Origin of the sequence: Rhodococcus sp. NPDC049939, from assembly GCF_040656415.1 — a bacterium.
In the GTDB taxonomy this organism is placed as follows: domain Bacteria; phylum Actinomycetota; class Actinomycetes; order Mycobacteriales; family Mycobacteriaceae; genus Rhodococcus_F.
Window position 1 is genome coordinate 1664005 of sequence record NZ_JBFAMC010000001.1, and the last position, 19843, is coordinate 1683847.

General features: G+C 63.5%; 12 protein-coding genes. 6 read left to right on the top strand and 6 right to left on the bottom strand.

Features of this window, described 5'->3' with window-relative positions; all coding sequences use genetic code 11:
• Positions 1-9 precede the first annotated feature (9 nt).
• Both AB0I57_RS07685 and AB0I57_RS07690 read right to left on the bottom strand, forming a co-directional pair.
• Positions 10-1344, bottom strand: a complete 1335-nt coding sequence (locus AB0I57_RS07685; protein ID WP_358332055.1) for a hypothetical protein — start codon at positions 1342-1344, stop codon at positions 10-12.
• The gene (locus AB0I57_RS07690) at positions 1341-1667 is read right to left on the bottom strand and encodes a type VII secretion target (RefSeq protein WP_358332058.1); all 327 of its coding nucleotides are present in this window, start codon (positions 1665-1667) and stop codon (positions 1341-1343) included. Before AB0I57_RS07690 ends, AB0I57_RS07685 begins: the two co-directional genes overlap by 4 nt.
• A gap of 307 nt (positions 1668-1974) precedes the next feature.
• On the opposite strand from AB0I57_RS07690, the gene AB0I57_RS07695 reads away from it, so the two are divergent.
• Positions 1975-2895, top strand: coding sequence for an HNH endonuclease (locus AB0I57_RS07695; RefSeq protein WP_358332061.1), 921 nt, complete (start codon positions 1975-1977; stop codon positions 2893-2895).
• Between the two features lie 115 nt (positions 2896-3010).
• Positions 3011-3253: a hypothetical protein gene (locus AB0I57_RS07700; RefSeq protein ID WP_358332064.1), complete on the top strand. Its 243-nt coding sequence runs from the start codon at positions 3011-3013 to the stop codon at positions 3251-3253.
• A 167-nt stretch (positions 3254-3420) separates the two neighbouring features.
• On the opposite strand, the gene AB0I57_RS07705 is transcribed toward AB0I57_RS07700, so the two are convergent.
• The 3 genes from AB0I57_RS07705 to AB0I57_RS07715 form a co-directional block, all read right to left on the bottom strand.
• Positions 3421-6399, bottom strand: coding sequence for a Z1 domain-containing protein (locus AB0I57_RS07705; RefSeq protein ID WP_358332067.1), 2979 nt, complete (start codon positions 6397-6399; stop codon positions 3421-3423).
• A gap of 73 nt (positions 6400-6472) precedes the next feature.
• Positions 6473-8005, bottom strand: coding sequence for an ATP-binding protein (locus AB0I57_RS07710; protein ID WP_358332070.1), 1533 nt, complete (start codon positions 8003-8005; stop codon positions 6473-6475).
• A 494-nt stretch (positions 8006-8499) separates the two neighbouring features.
• Entirely contained in the window at positions 8500-9006 is a 507-nt protein-coding gene (locus AB0I57_RS07715; protein ID WP_358332073.1) for an N-acetyltransferase, read from the bottom strand.
• Positions 9007-9267: 261 nt separating this feature from the next.
• Between AB0I57_RS07715 and recC the strand changes: the two genes are divergently transcribed.
• The 3 genes from recC to AB0I57_RS07730 are packed head-to-tail and all read left to right on the top strand — an operon-like array spanning position 9268 to position 17899.
• Complete coding sequence (recC, locus tag AB0I57_RS07720) at positions 9268-12534, top strand: exodeoxyribonuclease V subunit gamma (RefSeq protein WP_358332076.1); 3267 nt, start codon at positions 9268-9270, stop codon at positions 12532-12534.
• Positions 12531-15914: a UvrD-helicase domain-containing protein gene (locus tag AB0I57_RS07725; RefSeq protein WP_358332079.1), complete on the top strand. Its 3384-nt coding sequence runs from the start codon at positions 12531-12533 to the stop codon at positions 15912-15914. The genes recC and AB0I57_RS07725 overlap by 4 nt, the downstream gene beginning before the upstream one ends.
• Positions 15911-17899, top strand: a complete 1989-nt coding sequence (locus AB0I57_RS07730) for an AAA family ATPase (protein WP_358332081.1) — start codon at positions 15911-15913, stop codon at positions 17897-17899. The genes AB0I57_RS07725 and AB0I57_RS07730 overlap by 4 nt, the downstream gene beginning before the upstream one ends.
• A gap of 5 nt (positions 17900-17904) precedes the next feature.
• On the opposite strand, the gene AB0I57_RS07735 is transcribed toward AB0I57_RS07730, so the two are convergent.
• Complete coding sequence (locus tag AB0I57_RS07735; RefSeq protein ID WP_358332084.1) at positions 17905-18588, bottom strand: SIMPL domain-containing protein; 684 nt, start codon at positions 18586-18588, stop codon at positions 17905-17907.
• A gap of 192 nt (positions 18589-18780) precedes the next feature.
• Here AB0I57_RS07735 and AB0I57_RS07740 point away from each other — a divergent pair, with 192 nt between their 5' ends.
• On the top strand, positions 18781-19830 hold the full coding sequence (locus AB0I57_RS07740; protein WP_358332087.1) for a LacI family DNA-binding transcriptional regulator: 1050 nt from the start codon (positions 18781-18783) through the stop codon (positions 19828-19830).
• The last annotated feature ends 13 nt before the right edge of the window (positions 19831-19843 follow it).

The window sequence follows — 19843 nt, forward strand, 5'->3', positions numbered from 1 at the left end:
TCAGATCCGTTAGTCGAACGGGTTGTCGTCGAAGTTCTCTTCGCCGATCACGGCGGGCGTGACCATCGGGAGGTCACCACCGAAGGCCGAACTGTCGCCGGCATTGACAAGGTAGCCAGGTGTGGACCGTCCGGATTCCTGATCGTCTCCGCTGCGGCCGGCACCGGCCATTCCCGCCCCGCCCACCGGGCCTGTGGAAGCCACGGGCGGTGTGGGCGTTGATGTCACCGGCATGGTCGCTGGTGCAGACGGACCCGTGCCCGACGGAGCCGCACCGGGGACGACTCCGTTCGGCGCGCCATTCACGAAACCGCCTGCGCTGCCTTGCATGCCGAAGCCTGCCGAACCGCCCGTGGGACCGAAGCCGGTCCTGGAGGAGAGGGCATCGGCGGGCATGCTGCCCGTGGACACCCCTGCCGCCTGCGTATTCGCCGCCACCAGGTCATCGATGCTGTCGTTCACCGTCGAGATGATCGGCTTGCCTACCTGCTCGATTACCTGGGATGCGATCTTGAAGGGGGAGTTCGCCCCTGCTGGGCCGAAGCCGACGGACCCCGGTGGGGACGGCACAGAAATTGGGGTGGTGAGGCTGTTCATCGTGACGATGTGCTCGGTCAGTTCGGTACGTGTCTGCGTCACGACCCCGATTGCGGCCTTGATGTGCTCGGTGGCAGAAGCCAGGAGCATGGCCTGCCCCGGCGGCGTCAACAACACCGGTGCGGCGGCGACGGCGGTGGCCGCGAACGACTCCGCAATGGCGATCAGGTTGGCGTTGCCGCGGGCCACGGACGCGGCCGCCGTCTGTGTGGTGCGCGAGATCGCGGCGCCGCGTTCACTCAACTCGGCGCCGCTCGTCTGAGCCTGCACGCCCTGCGATCGTGCGGCCTGGGCTGCTTCGCTCTGCCAGATCTGATCGAGGATCTTCAGCCCGGACATACCGATCGACATGGTCTGGTCGAGCACCTTCGAAGACATGTCGAGGATCGACGTCGGATCGAAATCCCCGAACGTGCCGGTGCCGAAACTGCTGGCGAGATCCCTGAGCGGCGCCAGCAACTCGTCGATTCCGGGTAGCGCAGGCAATCCTTCGCCGTTCAACAACGCCTCGACGGGGTTCGGCGGAAGTGGGGGCAACGCAGGCAAGGGCGGGAGTCCGGGCAGGTGGCCGGCGGTCAGGTCAGCGACCGGGGTGTCGAGCAGGGGTCCGAGAGGCGACTCCTGGAGTGCCTCGAGGGGTGTGCTCGGCAGTGGGGTTTCGAGGGCGTCGCCGACGGCGGTTCCCTGGATCAGATCGAGGATGGATTCGGATGCTGCGGGAGATCCGCCGGGGTCGGGGTACGTCATCCGATGTCTCCGATGCCCTCGCGGATTCCACCGAGCGCGGCGCTGTTGGCCTCATCGACGGATTCGTACGAAGCTGCGGTGGCCTCGGCTGCGGCCGCTGTCTGCGCGTAGTGGAGCGAGAGCTCGGCGACGGATTTCGCGTGAGTGGCTTGCGCGGCGACGAAGGCCGCGAGGAAGTCGGCCCCGATCGGACCGAACACTGGCGCCAGCGTGGCGAGATCAGTGCCGAGATCAGCTGCGGCACTACCGATCTGCTCAGCGACCGTCGCGGCGGTGGCCCCGTACTCCCTGATGCCGTCAGCGACGACGAAGACATCGCTCAAGATGACCCCCCAAGGTGATAAGCGTTTGGCAGACCCTATCTCACGCGTGGGGGCGGTACGGCTGGTGGTCCAGCTGCGAAATGGTGGGGTGGTTCAGGTGCGGCGTTGGTGATCAGCGAGGCGTTGGTCCGCGCGGTGCCCTCGCTGATGTATGCGATTGGAATCTTGACAACCGCTCGAGTGGCCGGCAGCGCGCTCTGCCTTTTTGCTTGACACTCCGAATCACGCTATACATTCCCGTGCATCAAGGATTGTCCAGTTGTCCGGATAGTCCCTTGGTCGCTTGTTGGATCAGAGAGGAAGACCTGTGGCTGCGGTGATGGGAACAGAAGATGACGCTCGACTGAGGCAGGAGGCGATGCGATTCCTTACCATCCGCACAAATGACGGACTCGACTCGATCACGCGCGAGGAACTGCTCGACTTCACGTTTGACGGCAAGATGTTCCGCTTGGTTGACCCGACACGCGGAATCCGTAAGCCCAGAGAGTTGAGTTCCGCGCTGTCGATTATGACGACCTATCGGGCGGAGGGCTCGGACCGACCGTACGAGGATGAAGTCGGAGGCGACGGATTCCTGCGATACAAGTGGTCTGGGATCGACCCTGATCACATGGACAATCGGGGACTGCGGGCGGCAATGGTTCAGCAGGTGCCTCTGATCTGGTTCTATGGTGTGGGTGTCGGTAGGTTCCAGCCGATTTACCCGGTGTATCTCGTTGACGAGGAACCCGAGAAGCACCAGTTTGTGGTCGCTATTGATTCGGCGCGCGACCTACATCGTCCTGATTCGCCGGTTGAAGCGACGTTGCGCCGGTATGTGATGGCCGAGACTAAACGACGGCTTCATCAGCCTGTCTTCCGTGCGACGGTCATGCGTGCATACGAGACGCGATGCGCAGTCTGTGCGTTGGGTCACGGCTCCCTCTTGGATGCTGCGCATATCGTGCCGGACGGGCATGACGAGGGGATCGCATCGGTACGGAATGGTCTGGCTTTGTGCAAGATTCACCATGCTGCTTTCGATGTGAATATCCTCGGTATCAGGCCTGACTATGTTGTCGAGATCCGCGAGGACCTCCTCATTGAAGTCGACGGGCCTATGCTCGAGCATGGACTCAAGGAGCGGCACGGGCAACGATTGATGGTTTTGCCCCAGAAGAACTCGGAACGTCCAGATCGAGAGTTGATGGAACTGAGTTATGAGAGGTTCCGGGCTGCTGGGTAATGTGCGACTAGCGTGACGCGGGAGAGCCCTTTGCTCTTGGCTGGTTATAGATCCGTCGGTTAATATCGCCGGCGATGAACACCTGATCCGACCCCTCCGGCACGGCGGAGCACAGGTGCGGCGACCGCATGGGGCTGGGGTCCTGCGCGTCGCCAACCGCGCGCGGTACGGCTTGTTGATTGGCCCGCCGACCAAAGCTGTCAGCGAGCACGCCTGCCGCGAACTGAAAGCAGCCACGTCCTGGACTCTTTCGAGGGCTGCCTCGAGCTCGGGCAGCCGCGCCGCTCCCATCACCGCCATATGCCCGCTTCTCACCAGCCTGCCGTTGTTCGACCTGAAAGCGGATGCGTATGGCTGATTCCCTACGGAATCGTTGGCGTTATCAAACTCGCACTTGCCGTCCGGATCAGGACCTGCTCACTGTCGCACCGCAGCTTGCCGATCAAACAAGGCGATACTTCCAGTACAGATGCAGCGGCTTGTTGATTTCGGTATCGGCACCAACGAGGCACGTCATACACCCAATCATTCATCCCTGTCATTGATGTCGATGATGGCCAACTCCTCACGTTCGGAATCGACGGTCGTGAACCGGACCGGACTTCCTTCGCGAGCATGGCTGACGGCTGTGGCGGGAGCCACGAAGGTAAACGCCATGACGAGTTTTCCAGGATCTAGGTGACCGTCGGATCCGATATGTGTTCGCTGTGCAGATTCGATGAGGGGGTACAGGACGATGGCACCCCGGCGGTCATCAACGAGCCTCTCGGTCTCGACGTCTCCGGAGTCAGGCAAGGCTCCGGCTATTCGTAGCGGCACTGCACGGTGCCTTGGATCGCGAACTGCGCCGAACAGTGGCCCACGACGCCGGTCGCGCGCGAACCATGAATACGAACGCCTCGTGCCTCCGAAGGTGATGAGACTAGTGAGCCTGGAGTTCCGTGGCGCGAAAACAACCCAATCGTTGACACCTGGCGAATCTCCTGTGCTGATTCGGCGCAGGTACTCGAGGTTAGGCGCAAACTGCGAAGGAGCGTGCCAGCGTAGGTTCTCGGCGATCTCGAGGAATGCACTAGCGGTGAGATTGCCAATCTGGGCATCGAACCGATGCGTGATTGTGCTTCCGTCCTCGGAGAAGTTGTAAGCAACTGACGTTGTGTTCTCGGACAAGGAATCCAGAACCGGTGTCCAGAGGCCGGTATTGTGTCGAAGATCCGCTTCCCTTGTCGGGTATGCCGTTGGCTCCTGCCATTTCCCGGGCGAACTCACCTCCACTAGACGCGCATTGAACATCTTGGTCGGACTTGTCGGCTTGAGCCACGGAAGGTGTTGCGAGACGAGGGGTGGGATTTGTGCGGGAAGAATCTGAGGCTGGCCGTCGACCATAACGGAATACTGTTCCAGTTCGGAACGGAAGCTCTCTTCATCGAGGCAGATCGCCTCGAATGCCTCGTAGAGGTCGATCTCCTTGCTCCCAACGGATTCCGAGCGGCTGAGATAGAGTCGTACGAGATCTCGGTATCCTTCCCGAAAACCGAACCAACGTCCCATCTGCATTAGCGTGGATGCATTCCCGGCCCGCCGGCGGAAGTACGTAACGGTCAGCCCGTCCACCGTGAAGCCACGGGAGAGCTTTTGGCCGCCGATAAGGATCTTCCAGATCGATCGTTTGTCGAAGTCAGCCTCGCCGGTTTCGAGATCCTTGTCTCCGTTGACGACGATGATTGGGCGGTCGTCGCCGCCGATGCGAATGTAAGCCGGTCCGACGAACCGCATGAGTTCGTCATACGAGTTCGGCACAGCGTATCCGTCGGCCCGGACGGCAGACACTGGTGCGACATCGGTATCGAACAACTTGCGGAGCCGCTCGTGCCCGCTCGGGCCCATGTAGCCGGAATTCCACCACATGCGAGTGACGCGACCCAGAAGCTCTTTATGTGCTTCGGTGAGCATGGACTCGTGTATGAGCATGGTGTGGTGTTGGAAGAAGCGGTCGCCGAGCCCGCCCTTGTCTTCGCGGTAGAGCTTGATCGCTGCGGTAAGGACGAACATGTCCATCGCACGCTGTAAACAGCTGTCGTCTTCGTCGCCATCGATCAGGATGTCGCGGACATGAGCCTTTTCGTTCGAGTTGGCGGGGTTTCTTTCCTCGACCGGAACGATCGTGTCGAGGTCGTGGAAGTCCGGTGCGCCCATGTATCCATCCGGGCGTGGAAGCGAGACGATGAAATCCTTGGGAAAGATATCTTCGCTGTCACTGGGGTCGATGAATACGTTGGCGAACGGGGTCGCCGTGTACCCGACGTACTGCGCGCGCGGCAGCATGTTCAGCAAGTCGGAGATCTTCTGGTTTATCGCAGTTCGCTCGGCGTTCGGTTTCGCCAAGTCTGATGTGTTGACCGAAGCCTCGTCGGATTCGTCGTCGATGATCAGGACCGGAATCTCGGACAGAGGAGTCTTGATCTTCTTCAGGTCTTTGACCAAGTTGGTCAGCACGGTCTTGTTCTTCTTGACGACCATCAGACGGGCTGATGAACGGTGAAGATTTTGTGAATCATACAGGGGGAGTGCGGGTTCTCGCTTCTCGAATTCGAGCGCAACGATCCCTTGACGCAGACTCTTATAGTCGTTGTCCCGGGTGGTCATTCGGACGATATCAAAGGCGCCCAAGGTGGAAGGGAGACCGCCGAACTCGAGAAATTTCCCCTTACCCCATGCCGGATCATCGGCATAGTCTGACTCGTCCTCATGTGCACCCCTGAGGATATTCTCTCGACCCACGAGTTCCATGTCGAGGCGGCGCTGGGTCTGCCCGCGCAACAGGTTGAGTGTGCCGCCGAGGACAATCACGAGGCGATACCCGGCGTCGACTGCTTTCGCGATGACGCCCGTGAAGTTGGCTGTCTTGCCGGATTGCACATAGCCGACAACCAGGCCCTTCGACTGGTACGCGGTGGGACTGGACGGGTCAGCCAGGCGCTCTACGACGCGGTCTGAGGCGACGTCGAGTCCAGCCACGGCGTGCTCCGGCCAGCCCTTGTTCGTGAGAAGTTGTCGATAGGCAGGCCAGTACCAGGAGCGGCCCTGCTGCGACTGCGGCGTGTACCACGGGGTGAAGCCTGTACTTATTACTACCGGTGGCGTTGTCTTGTACACGGGCAACACCGAGGTGAGAAGCTCACCGGTAGCCGGCTCGAGCCCCAATAGCCGGTACACGTCCTGACGCCGTTCTCCGGTGCGTGGCTCGGAGGTGGACCAGTCGGGCGCCTCCTCGAAATCCCACCGCGTCAGTTGTTTACGCCACACCTCGACGAGCGGATCGGTCGTCGACGCAGCCTCGATGTACTGCTGGAAATCCTGCTCGGTGGCGTAGATTTCCGCGCCTGCGGGAAACTCTTCGGCCTGGTAGGAGAGTGCACGGACAAGCCGCTTGGGTCTGCTGCCATTCATGTCCGACAGGGCGGCATTATGGAGATCGAGCCTCAGGGAGTCGGCGTTCGTCATTGAAGATCCTCGGTGTCTTGTACGGCAGAAAGGCAAATGGGGCGAGGGACGGATCGTTCGGCCACTTTCGGCGTCACTCGCTGTCAGCCATCCGATCGAGTTCTGCCCGTGCGGCGGAAACCAGCACTGCCTGCCACAGTTGTAGGTTGTCCTTTTCCCGTCTTCCGCTGTATTCCTTCTCGAAGAGCTGATGGAGAAGTAGATACATGAGTGACTTGAGCATCGGTGCATCGTTGAGCGTGCCAGTTCGACCGCCCAGAATTGCAGCACGATAGTACTGATTCAGATAGATCGTTCGATTCTCTCGGTCCAGGTCGAAGAAGATACTGTTGTCGAGCGATTGCCATCGGATGGCGATCGGCTCTTCCCCCGGAATGATGGGTAGCTCTTCCTCGATGGTTTCGCGAACGGCGGCGTCGACACCTTTTCCAGGAGCGATTACTGGCTTTCGAACGGTTCCTGAGGTCTTGCGAGCCTCTCGGTAGGTGGTTTCTCCGTCGTTCAAGTACTGCGTGAAGAGTCGTCCGTTGTGGTCCCGCGCGTCCTCGAGTGCCGCCACTACCTCGGGCGACATCTCGATGCCTTCCTTTTTGACGCTCAGGCGGAACACGTCTTGCGAGTTGTCCGGTAGGTCGACGGCGATGCGAGCCAAGGCGAGGTGTTGATCTGGTTGCCGAAAGTTGTTCCACCCACCCGCTTGAACGAGGCGATTATGGCGATAGAAATAGAAGCCCTGCCTTTCGATTACCGACCCGACCGCCTTGTACTCGTCGAGGTTGGATTTCGGTGGCCAGATATGGGCGTCGAATCCCACTGAACCAATTGAGGGCACCTCTGCGACAAACGGGCGTGGGTACTCCGGGTGACCGGAGACTGGGTACGCGAAGGGATTCAGAGGCACCACACCGAAGTTCATGTATTCCATGCCGGTGCGGACATCTTCGACTGCGATGGTGATATTGAAGTCGTCGCGGTTGAGGAAGCGATGGAAATGAAGGCCGAGATGGAAGCCGAGCTTGTTGATGGTGCGATGCAGGTACCGGTCCGTCTGACCGCCCCCACCGGTCCGGGGGAAGTTCTTGACACCATCCCACCGAATGACGGTGCCGGACCAGGTGATCGGGCAGCCGGCGTAGCGGTCCATCAGCAACTGTGCGTAGTTCGGTTCGACAATGTCGCATTGGAAATCAGCTGTTGCGCGTTCCATCAGCCACCGGCGTCCCGCGGGACGCGAGCGTTTGGTCTTGCTGACTACCGTTACCGCGGAGGCATGGCTCAGCGAAGCAGACTTCAACCCGGTGCCGAACATGCCGAGGGCCTGGGCGTCATAGTTTCGCCGACCGCCTACGGTCATGGCGATGTCCAGCTCTTCCTCCGTCATCCCGCCGCCGTCGTCAATGATGAGGAGGCTGACCAACTGGTCGCCATCGCGCAAGAAGTGGATGACGACGTCCCGTGCACCGGCATCGATCGAGTTGTCGACTAGATCTGCGATTGCGACTTCGAAGCCGTATCCCTGACTACTCAGAGCCTCCATGTACCGGGCGTCCGGCGGTAGGTGCTTTGTACCTGTTGTGGGGACTTCGAACTTCCAGTCGCCTGCCATACCTGTCCTGAAACTTTGATGTGTCGAGTGATCGCGGCAGAGGATAGCGGAGTACCACGACGTCGAAGAAATTTGGACTTCCACGACTTTGGTTGCCCTGCTCACCTGCTCTGGTGTTTCCCGCCCCTTTCTTTCTGAAGATCGAACCCTGTTGGGAGGCTTCGATCCGCGTCGCGGCGGTACTTACCGGAGTTCCCTTGCCGGGCCGTGACACCTGTTCACTTCCGGACCACCCGTACTGTCACGCTGCCATGCGGTTCGGTGGGATCAGGCGCTCCGGTTGTTAGTGCCCGCGGCGACGAAGAAGTCAACCAGTCAACAGTGTGCTGGAGGTGGGGGAACTTCCTCGAGCGGCGCAAGCGGCCCGCTGTGGCGCCGGACCCGCGGACCCGCTCCAGTTGAAACTCCGTCCTGCGGTCGTGCAACGCCGCGACGGCGTCCTGTCTGGGTGGGCTCGTGACGCCGTGGGGAAATATGCGGCCGTCACGGGTGGGTCAGATGCCGAACGGAGCGGCGTAGCGGATGGTGCCGGTCGGGAGCGGGTGATTGTGGTCCAGGGTCATGACCATGAGGGCCTCGTCGGGGACATCGATACTCAGTCCGATGCCATGAGCGGAGGCGCGGGTGAACCCGAACTTGGGGTAGTAGGTGGGGTGCCCCATGACGGTGACGTAGTACTCGCCCATGTCCTTGGCGGCCGTCAGGGCGGCGCGGATGGCGGCCGAGCCCGCGCCGCTGCGCTGATGGTCGGGCAGGACCGCGCACGGGGCCAAGCAGAGGGCTGGCGTGTCGCCGATGTGGCAGCGGGTCAGCAGCGCGTGGCCGACGATGGTGCCGTTCTGGTCAGTGGTGACGAGGGACAAGCCCTTGATCCAGGAGGAGTCGGCGCGCAGGGCGTCTACGAGGTTGGCCTCGTCCGCGGTGTCGAAGGCGGCGAGGTTGACCTCGCGGATGGCGGAGATGTCGTCGTTAGTCTCGGGGCGGGTGTTCCAGGCTGTCATTGTGCTTCCGTTCGTCAATTTGGGGGTGTTGCTTTCAAGGCGGACGAGTAAGCGGCGTAGTTGTAGTCACCGCTGGGGCATCGGTGGGGTGTAGTTCTCGTCCACCAGCCGCTATCCGGCAGCGGCCAGTGCGTCACGTTCATCGCGCTCGAATCAGCTCCTGCCGACCTGCTTGTTCAGCCGATTGGATAGCCTCCCATGCCTGGGAGGTGTGATACTCCTTACGGCACACGGACGGTCATCACGGAGAAGGTAGGGAACTTGCTGACATTGCACCGCGCCGGCAGCGCGGGAACGCTCGCGTCCGCACTAGCCGACGTAATGGTTGAGCCCCTCGCCGATCCGTTCCAAAACGAGGTGATTGCGGTCCCGGCCAAGGGCGTCGAGCGGTGGCTGAGGCAACGTCTGTCCCACGTCCTCGGGGCGCGCGACGGTAACCACGGTGACGGTGTCGCCGCCAACATCGACTTCCCGACGCCCACGCGCCTGGTCGACCAGGCGCTAGCTGCGGCCACCGGATACGACGTCGAAGACGACCCCTGGCATCCGTCGCGGATGCTGTGGACGCTGCTGCAGGTCATTGACGACAGCGTCGACGAGCCGTGGTGCTCGGTGCTGGCCCGTCACCTTGGGCGGGGCGCTGACGATCACCGCGTCGGCCGCCGCTACGGTACCGCCGCACACCTGGCCGAACTCTTCCGCTCGTACGCCTCGCAGCGGCCCGCAATGCTTGTGGACTGGGCCGACGGACGCGACACCGACGGCGCCAATCCGCTCGACGCAGATCTGCAGTGGCAGGCCCAGCTGTGGCGCTGCCTGCGGGAACGGATCGGCAGTCCGAGCCCCGCCGAACGGCTCGAGGGTGTTTGTGTGCGTCTCCGGGACGAGTCCGACCTCCTCGACCTGCCGGAGCGACTCTCTCTGTTCGGGCCCACCCGACTGGGAACTGACCAGATTCAGGTGCTGTCCGCGATCGGCGCTGAGCGTGATGTGCACCTGTGGATTCCGCATCCGAGTATCGCGATGTGGCGTGCTTTGGCCGGCACGCCCTCTCCGCGGCTCCGGGCCGATGACCTACGGGCCCTAGACGTCACGCATCCTCTGCTCGCCAGCCTGGCTCGGGATGTCCGCGAACTGCAGTCCCGACTAGCCACCGTGGAGAAGAGCGACGATCCCCTTCCAACACCGTCGAAGCCATCGACACTGTTGGATTGGCTCCAGTCGGACATCGCCGCCGACCGCTCGCCATCCGCATGTGCACCCGACGACACCGTCGAGATTCACGCCTGTCACGGGCAGGCCCGGCAGGTCGAGGTGCTGCGCGAGCGGCTGCTGCACTTGTTCCAGGACGACCCCACGCTTGAGCCGCGCGACGTAATCATCATGTGTCCCGATGTCGAGACGTACGCGCCGCTGGTACGGGGCGCGTTCGGTCAAGGCATCCGGGGGGAGCGCAGTCACCCCGGACACCGGCTGCGGGTTCGACTCGCAGATCGTGCACTGCACCAAACCAACCCGGTTCTCGACGTTGTCTCCGCGCTGCTGGATCTTGCCGACTCGCGGGTCACGATCAGCCAGGTGATCGATCTCGCCGCCTCCGGCCCAGTCCGGCGCCTCTTCAAATTCGACGACGACGCCCTCGAACGAATCCGGGAGTGGACTGCGGCGGCGGGGGCACGGTGGGGCATCCAAGCTCGTGAGCGGCGGGCCTTCGGGCTCGACGGCTTCGGCCAGAACACCATCAAGGCAGCACTCGACCGGATTCTGCTCGGCGCTGCCGCCGATGACACGAACGGAGAATGGCTCGGGCTCGCCTTGCCGCTCGACGACATAGAGAGCAACGACATCGACCTCACCGGACGTCTCGCCGAGTATATTGACCGGCTCGACGCGGTCCTACAAAGACTAACTGGACCGCAATCCGCCGAGCAGTGGTCAGCCGAGTTGTCAAAGGCGCTTGATCAACTCGTGGATGTGCCCGACATCGACGCGTGGCAGCTCGAACAGGCACATCGAGAGCTGACCGCTGCCTTCGAGCATGGCGGAGACACTCGGCTGCGCCTCGCCGACGTGCGGGCGATGCTCCGGTCCCTGCTTGCCGGCCGCCCCACTCGCGCCAACTTCCGCACCGGTGAACTCACGGTGTGCACGATGGTTCCGATGCGCTCGGTCCCACACCGTGTGGTCGTGCTCCTCGGGCTCGACGACGACGCCTTCCCCCGCGGGACCAACATCGATGGCGACGACGTCCTCGCCCGCGATCCGCTTCTCGGAGAGCGTGATCCACGTAGTGAGGACCGGCAGCTACTGCTTGATGCCATCATGTCCGCAACTGAGCGGCTGCTGATGTTCTACACCGGCGCCGACCCGACCAACGGCACCGTCCAGCCGCCCGCGGTGCCGCTCAGCGAGGTGCGCGACGTTCTCGACGCAATGACAGGTCGGGGCGCAGTCGTAACGAGGCACCCGTTGCAGCCGTTCGATGTTCGCAACTTCGGCCGGGAGCCGTTCAGCTTTGACGAAGCGGCGCGGGAGGGTGCCCTCGCCGCTCAGGAGCCGTCGGTGCAGGTGCCCAAGTTCCTGCCGGAACCGTTGGGTGCCGCCAAACTCGGCGACGGCGTCATCGATCTCGCTGAACTCATCTCCTTCCTAGAACATCCTGTCCAAGGCTTCCTTCGGCAGCGCCTCGGGTTTCGGGTGCCCGAGTTGGACGAGGATGTCGCCGACGCCCTGGATCTGGAACTCGATTCCCTCGCGCGATGGGGGATCGGCGACCGCATGCTCACCGCGCGGCTCGTCGGCAACGAACCGACCAAGTTCCGCGGGGCCGAATGGCGCCGAGGGACCCTGCCACCAGCGAAGCTCGGTCAAACGGTGCTCGACGAAGTAGAGCGGGACGTCGAACCGCTCGCCCGTGCCGCTGCGCCAGTGCATGCTGGGCGCTCGGAGACCATCGACATCGACATCGACCTAGGTGGCAAGCGTCGGCTGGTGGGCACGGTGGACGGGATACACGGCAACGTCGTAGTGCGCACGACGTTTTCGCGGCTCGCCCCGAAGCATCGGATCGCCGCATGGGTTCGCCTGCTTGCCGTCGCCGCCACTAGACGATTCGGCCTCACTGCCGTCACCACCGGCCGCGGCAGGGGGCGGCGGCCTGTTATGCGGTCGACGCTCGTGGCGCCCGGGAATCCGACCGAGATCCTGCGGCAGCTCGTCGAACTGCGTGAGAGCGGCTTGAAGAGCCCGCTGCCGGTGGCCCCTGCCGGGTCGGCCGCATACGCGGAGGTGCGGTTCCGCGGCCGCTCTATCGAACTCGCCCTGTTGGCCGCCGAGAAAGAGTGGGCTGGAAAGTTCGGGGATGGTATGGACCGGCACATCGAGTACGTGCACGGTTCCGGTGCGAGCCTGTCAGTGCTCACCGCCGAGGACGCGCCGCCCGGAGCTCACGAGCCGACCCGCTTCGGTGACGTGGCCGAAATTTTGTGGAGTCCGCTTCTGGCGGCTGAGACCTTGGGGGAACCATGACCGCAGGAACCGCTCCGGGGATGAGCAAGACCGCCTTCAGCCTGCTCGCTCCGCTTCCGACGGGCACCACCGTCCTCGAGGCTAGCGCCGGTACCGGCAAGACCTACGTAATCGTCGGCCTCGCGGCCCGGTTCGTCGCGGAGGAGGACATCGACCTGTCGCAGCTGCTGCTCGTGACGTTCAGCAGGGCCGCGACGAAGGAGCTGCGCGAGCGCACCCGCGAGCGGTTCACCACGGCCGCAGCGGGATTAGCGGACCCGACCGCGGCGCGCAGCAGTGACGATCCGCTGGTTGCGCACCTGGCGAACACGGACGACGAAGAGGTGACAAGGCGGCGCCGACGGCTGATGCAGGCGCTGTCGGACTTCGATGCCGGCACCATCGTCACCACACACAGCTTTTGCCAGCGCATGCTCGACGGACTCGGCATCGCGGGGGAACGCGATCCCGACGCAGTCCTCGTGGAGGAGGCAGAAGATCTCGTCGAGGACGTGATCGCCGACCTGTACGTCCGGCACTTCGGGCGTGTCGACACCCGCACACTCGCGCCAGGCGATGCGCATAAGGCGGCGCGGGCGGCGATCTTCGATCCCCTGGCTGTGCTCGCGCCCGAATGCGCGGACGGCAGTCGCGCCGGCGACGCAGTCGCTTTCGCTAGCGCTGTGCGCAAGGAGACCCGTCGCCGTAAACGGTTGGCCGGCATTCGCGATTTCGACGACCTGCCTGCCCTGCTACACGGGGTGCTCACTGACCCCGAGCACGGCGAAGCCGCTTGTCGCCGGATGCGCGAACACTACCGGGTGGTGCTCGTCGACGAGTTCCAGGACACCGACCCGCAGCAGTGGGGCATTCTGCGGGCGGCGTTCCACGGTCACTCGACGCTGGTGCTCGTCGGTGACCCAAAGCAGGCCATTTACGCGTTCCGCGGAGCCGAGGTGCTCAGCTACCTTGACGCGGTCAAAGCCGCCGACCGCCGTCAGGAGCTCACCTGCAATTGGCGCAGCGACGCAGATCTGGTTGCGGCACTGCATTATCTGTATGGCAGCGCCAGACTCGGGCATGAAGACATCGTCGTACACGCCGTCGACGCAGCTAGGCAGTATTCGCGGCTGCAAGGCGCGCTGCCGCTACGGCTGCGATACCTGCCGCGGGCGGGAGCCGGTCGGCTGAACAAGTCCGGCTTACCCGCCGTTGGGAAGGTCCGGGAACGCATTGCTGAAGACGTCGCCGCCGACATCGTCAGGCTGCTCGACAGTGGCGCGATGCTCAAGTTGGATGGCACCCGCCGACCGGTCGAACCCGGGGATATTGCGATCCTCGCCGGTACGAACGCACAGATCGCCCTCCTCCAGGAGGTCCTCGACCACGCCGGTGTCCCGTCTGTGCTGGCTGGTGGCAGCAGCGTGTTCGAGACACCCGCGGCGCGGCACTGGCTGCGGGTTCTGCAAGCGCTCGAACAACCCCACCGGCCCGACCGGGTGCGGCTCGCCGCGCTGACCCCTCTGTTCGGGTGGACCGCGGAGCAGATCGACGCTCGCGGCGACGACCTGATCAGGGATGTGTTCGGTCAGCTGAGGGATCTGTCGGCGCTGTTCGCGCAGTCGGGGTTCGTGGCGGTGTTCGAGCAACTCGTCACCAACGAGCAACTCGTCACCAACGAGCAACTCGTCGCCAAAAGGGAGCGGCTCCAGAAAGGCCTGCTGGCGGTCGCCTCCGGCGAGCGCACCCTCACTGACCTGCGGCACATTGCCCACCTGCTCGGCGCCGTTGCAGCGGAAAGGTCCTTCGGCCTTACTGCGCTCACCGGGTGGCTCACCGACCGCATCAAGGACCCCAAGTCCGGCGGTGGCGATCGCAGCCGCCGCCTCGACAGCGACGCCGCCGCGGTTCAGCTGGCCACCGTGCATGCGAGCAAGGGCCTCGAATATCCCATTGTCTATGCGCCATTCGCATGGAGCACCGGCCGCTCCTCCGACAACGACAAGCTGCTGTTGCACGACGAGAGTGGCCGAAGGATCCTCGACATCGGCGGCGATCGCAGCCCCGGGTACGGCGACCGCCGGCGTCGCCGCGATGAAGAAGCCGCGGGCGAAGACCTGCGACTGCTGTATGTGGCGCTGACCCGGGCAAAGTGTCAGCTGGTGCTATGGTGGGCGCCTGCTTACGGGACGAGCGGGGGTCCGCTGCATCGGATCCTGTTCGGCAGGAGTCCCGGCGAGGCAGAAGTGCCGCAGAAAGTGGGCGTGCCGGAGGATCCGGATGTCGCGCAACACTTGATGCAATGGGCTAGCAGGGCAGCGATCCCGATTGCGGTCGAAGCCGTAGGCGCCGAACCTATCCCACGGCTGTCGTGGACGGCGCCCCAGCAGGGGTCCGGGGAGCTCGAGGCGGCGAAGTTCAAGCGCGAACTCGACGAGGAATGGCGGCGCACGTCGTACACGGCGCTTACCGGGTCCTCGCATGAGCGTCCCGGTGCCGTCAGCGAGGCAGAGGATCAGGGGAAAAACGACGAACCGGCGGAACCTGCCGCGACTTCCCAAACGGTCTCGGGTGGGATTTCGTCGCCTATGAACGGTATGTCGTATGGCCCGGTCTTCGGCACCCTCGTGCACGAAATCCTCGAGCATGTCGACACGTCCGCCAACGATCTAAAAGCTGAGCTGCTGCGGCACTGCCGCGAGTCAGTCGAGACGCGGATGATGCAGGATGATCCGGAGGCGCTGGCGGCGGCGCTGCTGGCGGTGCTGCGCACTCCGCTCGCCGGCGGTGGCACTCTCGCCGCTGTCCAGCCGCGAGATCGGTTGCCGGAGTTGGAGTTCGAGTTACCGCTCGCCGGGGGTGACTTTCCAGCCGGGCTCGAGGTGACATTGAGGAAGATTGTGGGGCTACTGCGCAAATACTTGCCGACTGACGACGTCCTCGCGTCGTACGCGGACGTGCTCAAGGACCTGGGTCGGACACCTCTCCGGGGCTATCTGACTGGCAGCATCGACGCGGTGCTGCGCGTTCCTGGTCCTGCCACCCCTGACGATCCGCGATTCGTGATCGTCGACTACAAGACCAACCGGCTCGCGCCCGGCGATCTGACTACCGCCGACTTCACTCGCGAAGCTATGGCAAAGGAGATGATGAGGTCGCACTATCCGCTGCAGGCGCTGCTGTACGCGGTTGCGTTGCACCGGTATCTGCGCTGGCGACTGCCCGGATACGACCCCGAGACCCATCTCGGTGGGGTGCAGTACCTGTTCGTGCGCGGCATGGTCGGCCCAGAAACACCGGACGGTGCCGGTGTGTTCGACTGGGATCCACCCGCGCAGTTGGTGGTGGAGCTGTCGGATCTACTGGCGGCGTCGACTGGTGAGACCGGGGTGGGTGCATGAAAAGAAAGAGGCTGATTACGGAGTTTTGCGGGGGCTTGCTGCGCAAGTTTCACGAGGCCGAGGTGCTCGAGGTCGCCGACGTGCATGTCGCGCGCCGGCTCGGGAAGCTCGGCGGAGAGACTCGCGAGGAAGTACACCTGGCGACCGCGTTCGCGGTGCGGGCCGTGCGGAATGGGTCTGTATGCATGAATCTGGCCGAAATTCATGACGTGACGGCCCGCATGAAAATAGAACTCGATCCTGACGAACGGAAACGCCTCGATGCCGTCGCAGAGGCACTGCGGTCGAGTCCGCTCGTGGTCGGTGGCGACGAAGGGCCGCTTTGTCCACTGCGGCTTGAGGACGCGGTTGACGACGACGGCCTGCCGGAGCTGTACCTGTACCTGGACCGGTACGACCGGCAGGAACAGACGGTGAAACGGATCCTCGGCGTACGCGCGAAAGGATACCCCGCAGTCAAGGAGGGTCTGCTGCGCGACGGGCTGGACGAGTTGTTCCACGATCCAGCCCCGGCCCGGCAGCGCATCGCGGCGGCTGTCGCGGCAACGCACTGGACGTCGGTGATCGCGGGCGGTCCCGGTACTGGCAAGACTAGTACTGTCGCAAAGGTACTCGCGTTGCTTGCCCGTCAGGATCCCGGGCTACGGATCGGGTTGGCCGCGCCGACTGGCAAGGCGGCCGCTCGGCTGCAGGAGTCGGTACGGAGTAAGGCCTTCGATGTCGGCCTGTGGGGCCGGAAGGAGGCCGACAAGGTAGGCCGGGGGCCGGAGCTGTCGGCCATGACGTTGCACCGGATGCTCGGGTGGCAGCGGGGGGCCAGCCGGTTCCGCTACAACGAGAACAACCATCTGCCGTATGACGTGATCGTGGTGGACGAGACGTCGATGGTGTCGCTGACGATGATGTGCCGGCTGCTTGGGGCCGTACGCCCCGAGGCGCGGCTGGTCCTCGTTGGCGACCCCGACCAGCTGGCGTCGGTGGACGCCGGCGCGGTGCTCAAGGACCTGGTGGACCGCACGGCTACTGGTGTCGAGAATCCGGTGCTGGCGAGGGTGGTGGGTGCGGACCTGTCGGCCTCCGACGGCGAGGAGGCGCTGTCTGAGACCGATCGGGACCGGTTGCGTGGGGCCGTGATTGAGCTCACTAAGAATCACCGCTTCGGCGAAGGCCAGGATGAAGACGAAGACGAGGACGAAGACGAGTATGAAGACGAGGACGAAGACGAGTATGAAGACGAGGACGGTGAGAGCATCGCGGAGCTAGTGGGGGCGGTGCGCGAGAGAGACGCTGATCGTGTTCTAAAAATCCTCCGAAGTGGTGTGAAGGGCGTTTCGTTCATCGAGATCAAAGACGATGCGTCAACCATCGACATCAAGGATCTAACCGAGTTGTGCCAGGATGTGGTGTCAACGGCACAAAGGGTTGCGGCGAAGGCTCGCGTGGGTAATGCTGTCAAAGCGTTGAAGGCGTCGCAGAACCACCGTCTGCTGTGCGCGCACCGAGACGGCCCGTTCGGGGTGTCGTGGTGGGCACGTGAAGCGGTGGGCTGGATCGCCGAGGAGCACCCCCACATCCCTCTCGACCCCGGTAGTTGGTACGAAGGACAGCCTCTGCTGGTGACGGAAAACGATCATGACTTGCGGGTCTACAACGGCGACACCGGTGTTGTCGTCGCCGATGGTAGAAACGGACTGATCGCCGCAATCGATCGCGGCAAGAAGCAAAAGCCGTTGCGGGTGCACCCGAGCCGCCTTGCGTCGGTGCAGACCGCGTACGCGATGACGATTCACCGCAGCCAGGGCAGTGAGTACAGGCGAGTCTCGGTGATTCTGCCCGAGGCTGGGTCCTTGATACTCACCCGCGAGCTTCTGTACACCGCTATCAGCCGCGCGAGAAAACACGTGCGGATCGTCGGAACTGAAGAAGCCGTCCGGGAAGGTGTGGAGCGACAGGTTCCACGGGCGAGTGGGTTGCAGCGCGGGTAGCAGATTCAGTACGCCTCGAACCGTGCCTCGACGTCCGCGGTGACGCGAAGCCGTTCCGGCTTCAGCGCGAGCCCTTCGTGCTCGTGAACCTGCTCCGCGGCCGAGGCGGCCAATGCCCGCACGACGGGTTGGCCGACGTCGGGGCGCTGCCCGGCGTTGAGCATGCCGGGGTCGGCCAACGCCACGGCCTCGATCCGGGTGCAGCCCAGACGCCGGCCGTAGTCCTCCGCCTTCGTTAGCGCGTCGTGGACCGCTAGACCTCGGACCCCGGATACGGCCTCGGCATGGGACTTGCGAGTGAGCTTCCACTCGAGGCGACCGACGCCGACACCGTCGATCGCCGACGCCTGATCGACGAAGGTGGCTACGGAACCGAGGTCGCGGAACGTCACTGATCCAGTCGCTGTCGAACGGTAGTTCCACGGCAGCTTTTTGCCCTGTGGATGGTACGGCCGGTACCGGGTGTGCTGGATCTGATCGAGTGACCACCGCCGGACGGGACGTGCAGGTGTCCGGTCGAGAGACCGGATCAGCTGGGTAAGCGTGGCCGCAGATTTCGACGAGGCGTCGGCAGCCTCGGCGCGGGTGGTGCCGTCGAAGGCGATATTCAGATGGACCACACAACGATTGGGCGCGAAGGAACGCTCGGCGTGGCCGGTGACCGTGATCGCGATGGGATTGGTGGGCATGAGGCCAGTGTCTCCCGTTTGAGTGTCTTGGAGAATTGGAGCGATCCAACAAGAATCCACAGTCAGGTCCTCTGAGCGGTGCGGTGCTGCCCCTGGAGCGCAGTACACAGGCAATTTGTGGGGTTGGATCGATCCAATTCTTGCGCTATCGTGTGTGTATTGCTGCTCACGTCGTCGGAAGCAGGCACGGTCATGAAGCGAGTCACCTTGAGTGATGTCAGCCGGCATGCCGGCGTGTCTCGCTCGACAGCCTCGCTCGTGCTCAACGGCAGTCCGAGTGTCGCCCCGGAAACCAGTCGACGCGTCCGTGAGTCGATGAAGGCGCTCGGCTACGTCTACAACCGCCATGCGGCAATGCTCCGCAACCCCAGGTCGATGACTCTGGGTTTGGTCGTCACCGAAGTGCAGAACCCCTACTTTGCGGAACTTGCGATGACGCTCGAAGACGTCGCCGACCGCAGCAACTATGCGGTATTCGTCGGTTACAGTCGCGACGATCCCGCGCGGCAACGTCGGCTGCTCGACCGGTTCGTCGAGCGAAGCATCGACGGCCTGATCCTCCTGCCTGCGGACGATACCGAGGCCGTCGAGATCGACGACTTGCTCGCCACATCGGGAATTCCCCTGGTACTTCTGGCTCGTCACTTCAACCTGGGTCACGATTACGTCGGTGCCGACAATGTGGAAGCGGGCCGCCTGCTCGGCGAGCATCTTCGAGCGATGGGTGTTCGTACAGTTGCAATGGTCGGCGGGCCACAGCACACTTCGGCCCGCCGCGAACGTGAAGAAGGGTTCCGCGCTGCGATCGCCGGCGGAAAGATGTCTATGATTCCCGCGGACGGCCTGTTCGGGGAGGCGACTCCCGGCGGTGGGGCCGAGGCCACACGGCTGCTACTCGACCGAGGAACGATTCCTGATGCAATCGTGGCCTACAGCGACATCGTGGCGGTCGGAGTTTATGCGGAGTTGAGCCGTCGGGGGCTGGAGCCGGGCCGAGACATTGCAGTCGGCGGATTCGACGACATAGCGGGTTCTGCTCATCGGACGCCACCGCTGACCACAGTGGCAACCTTCCCCACAGCAATCGGGGAAAAGTGCGGGGAACTCATTCTCGAGCGCATCCGCCAGTCAGTGGACGGAAACGGTGGTCCAGCCCTCGACACCCGTCTGTACACCCACGACCTTGTCGTGCCCGCGCTGCGGGTACGTGGCTCCACAGCCGCGTGGCGGCCTCGTCGCTGAAGTCGGTCCGTCC

What these genes read in the sequence shown, in the direction of transcription:
- AB0I57_RS07710 (WP_358332070.1), bottom strand. Translation starts at nt 8,005, where the DNA reads ATGGCAGGCGACTGGAAGTTCGAAGTCCCCACAACAGGTACAAAGCAC.
- AB0I57_RS07685 (WP_358332055.1), bottom strand. Translation starts at nt 1,344, where the DNA reads ATGACGTACCCCGACCCCGGCGGATCTCCCGCAGCATCCGAATCCATC.
- AB0I57_RS07725 (WP_358332079.1), top strand. Translation starts at nt 12,531, where the DNA reads ATGACCGCAGGAACCGCTCCGGGGATGAGCAAGACCGCCTTCAGCCTG.
- AB0I57_RS07740 (WP_358332087.1), top strand. Translation starts at nt 18,781, where the DNA reads ATGAAGCGAGTCACCTTGAGTGATGTCAGCCGGCATGCCGGCGTGTCT.
- AB0I57_RS07715 (WP_358332073.1), bottom strand. Translation starts at nt 9,006, where the DNA reads ATGACAGCCTGGAACACCCGCCCCGAGACTAACGACGACATCTCCGCC.
- AB0I57_RS07735 (WP_358332084.1), bottom strand. Translation starts at nt 18,588, where the DNA reads ATGCCCACCAATCCCATCGCGATCACGGTCACCGGCCACGCCGAGCGT.
- AB0I57_RS07730 (WP_358332081.1), top strand. Translation starts at nt 15,911, where the DNA reads ATGAAAAGAAAGAGGCTGATTACGGAGTTTTGCGGGGGCTTGCTGCGC.
- AB0I57_RS07705 (WP_358332067.1), bottom strand. Translation starts at nt 6,399, where the DNA reads ATGACGAACGCCGACTCCCTGAGGCTCGATCTCCATAATGCCGCCCTG.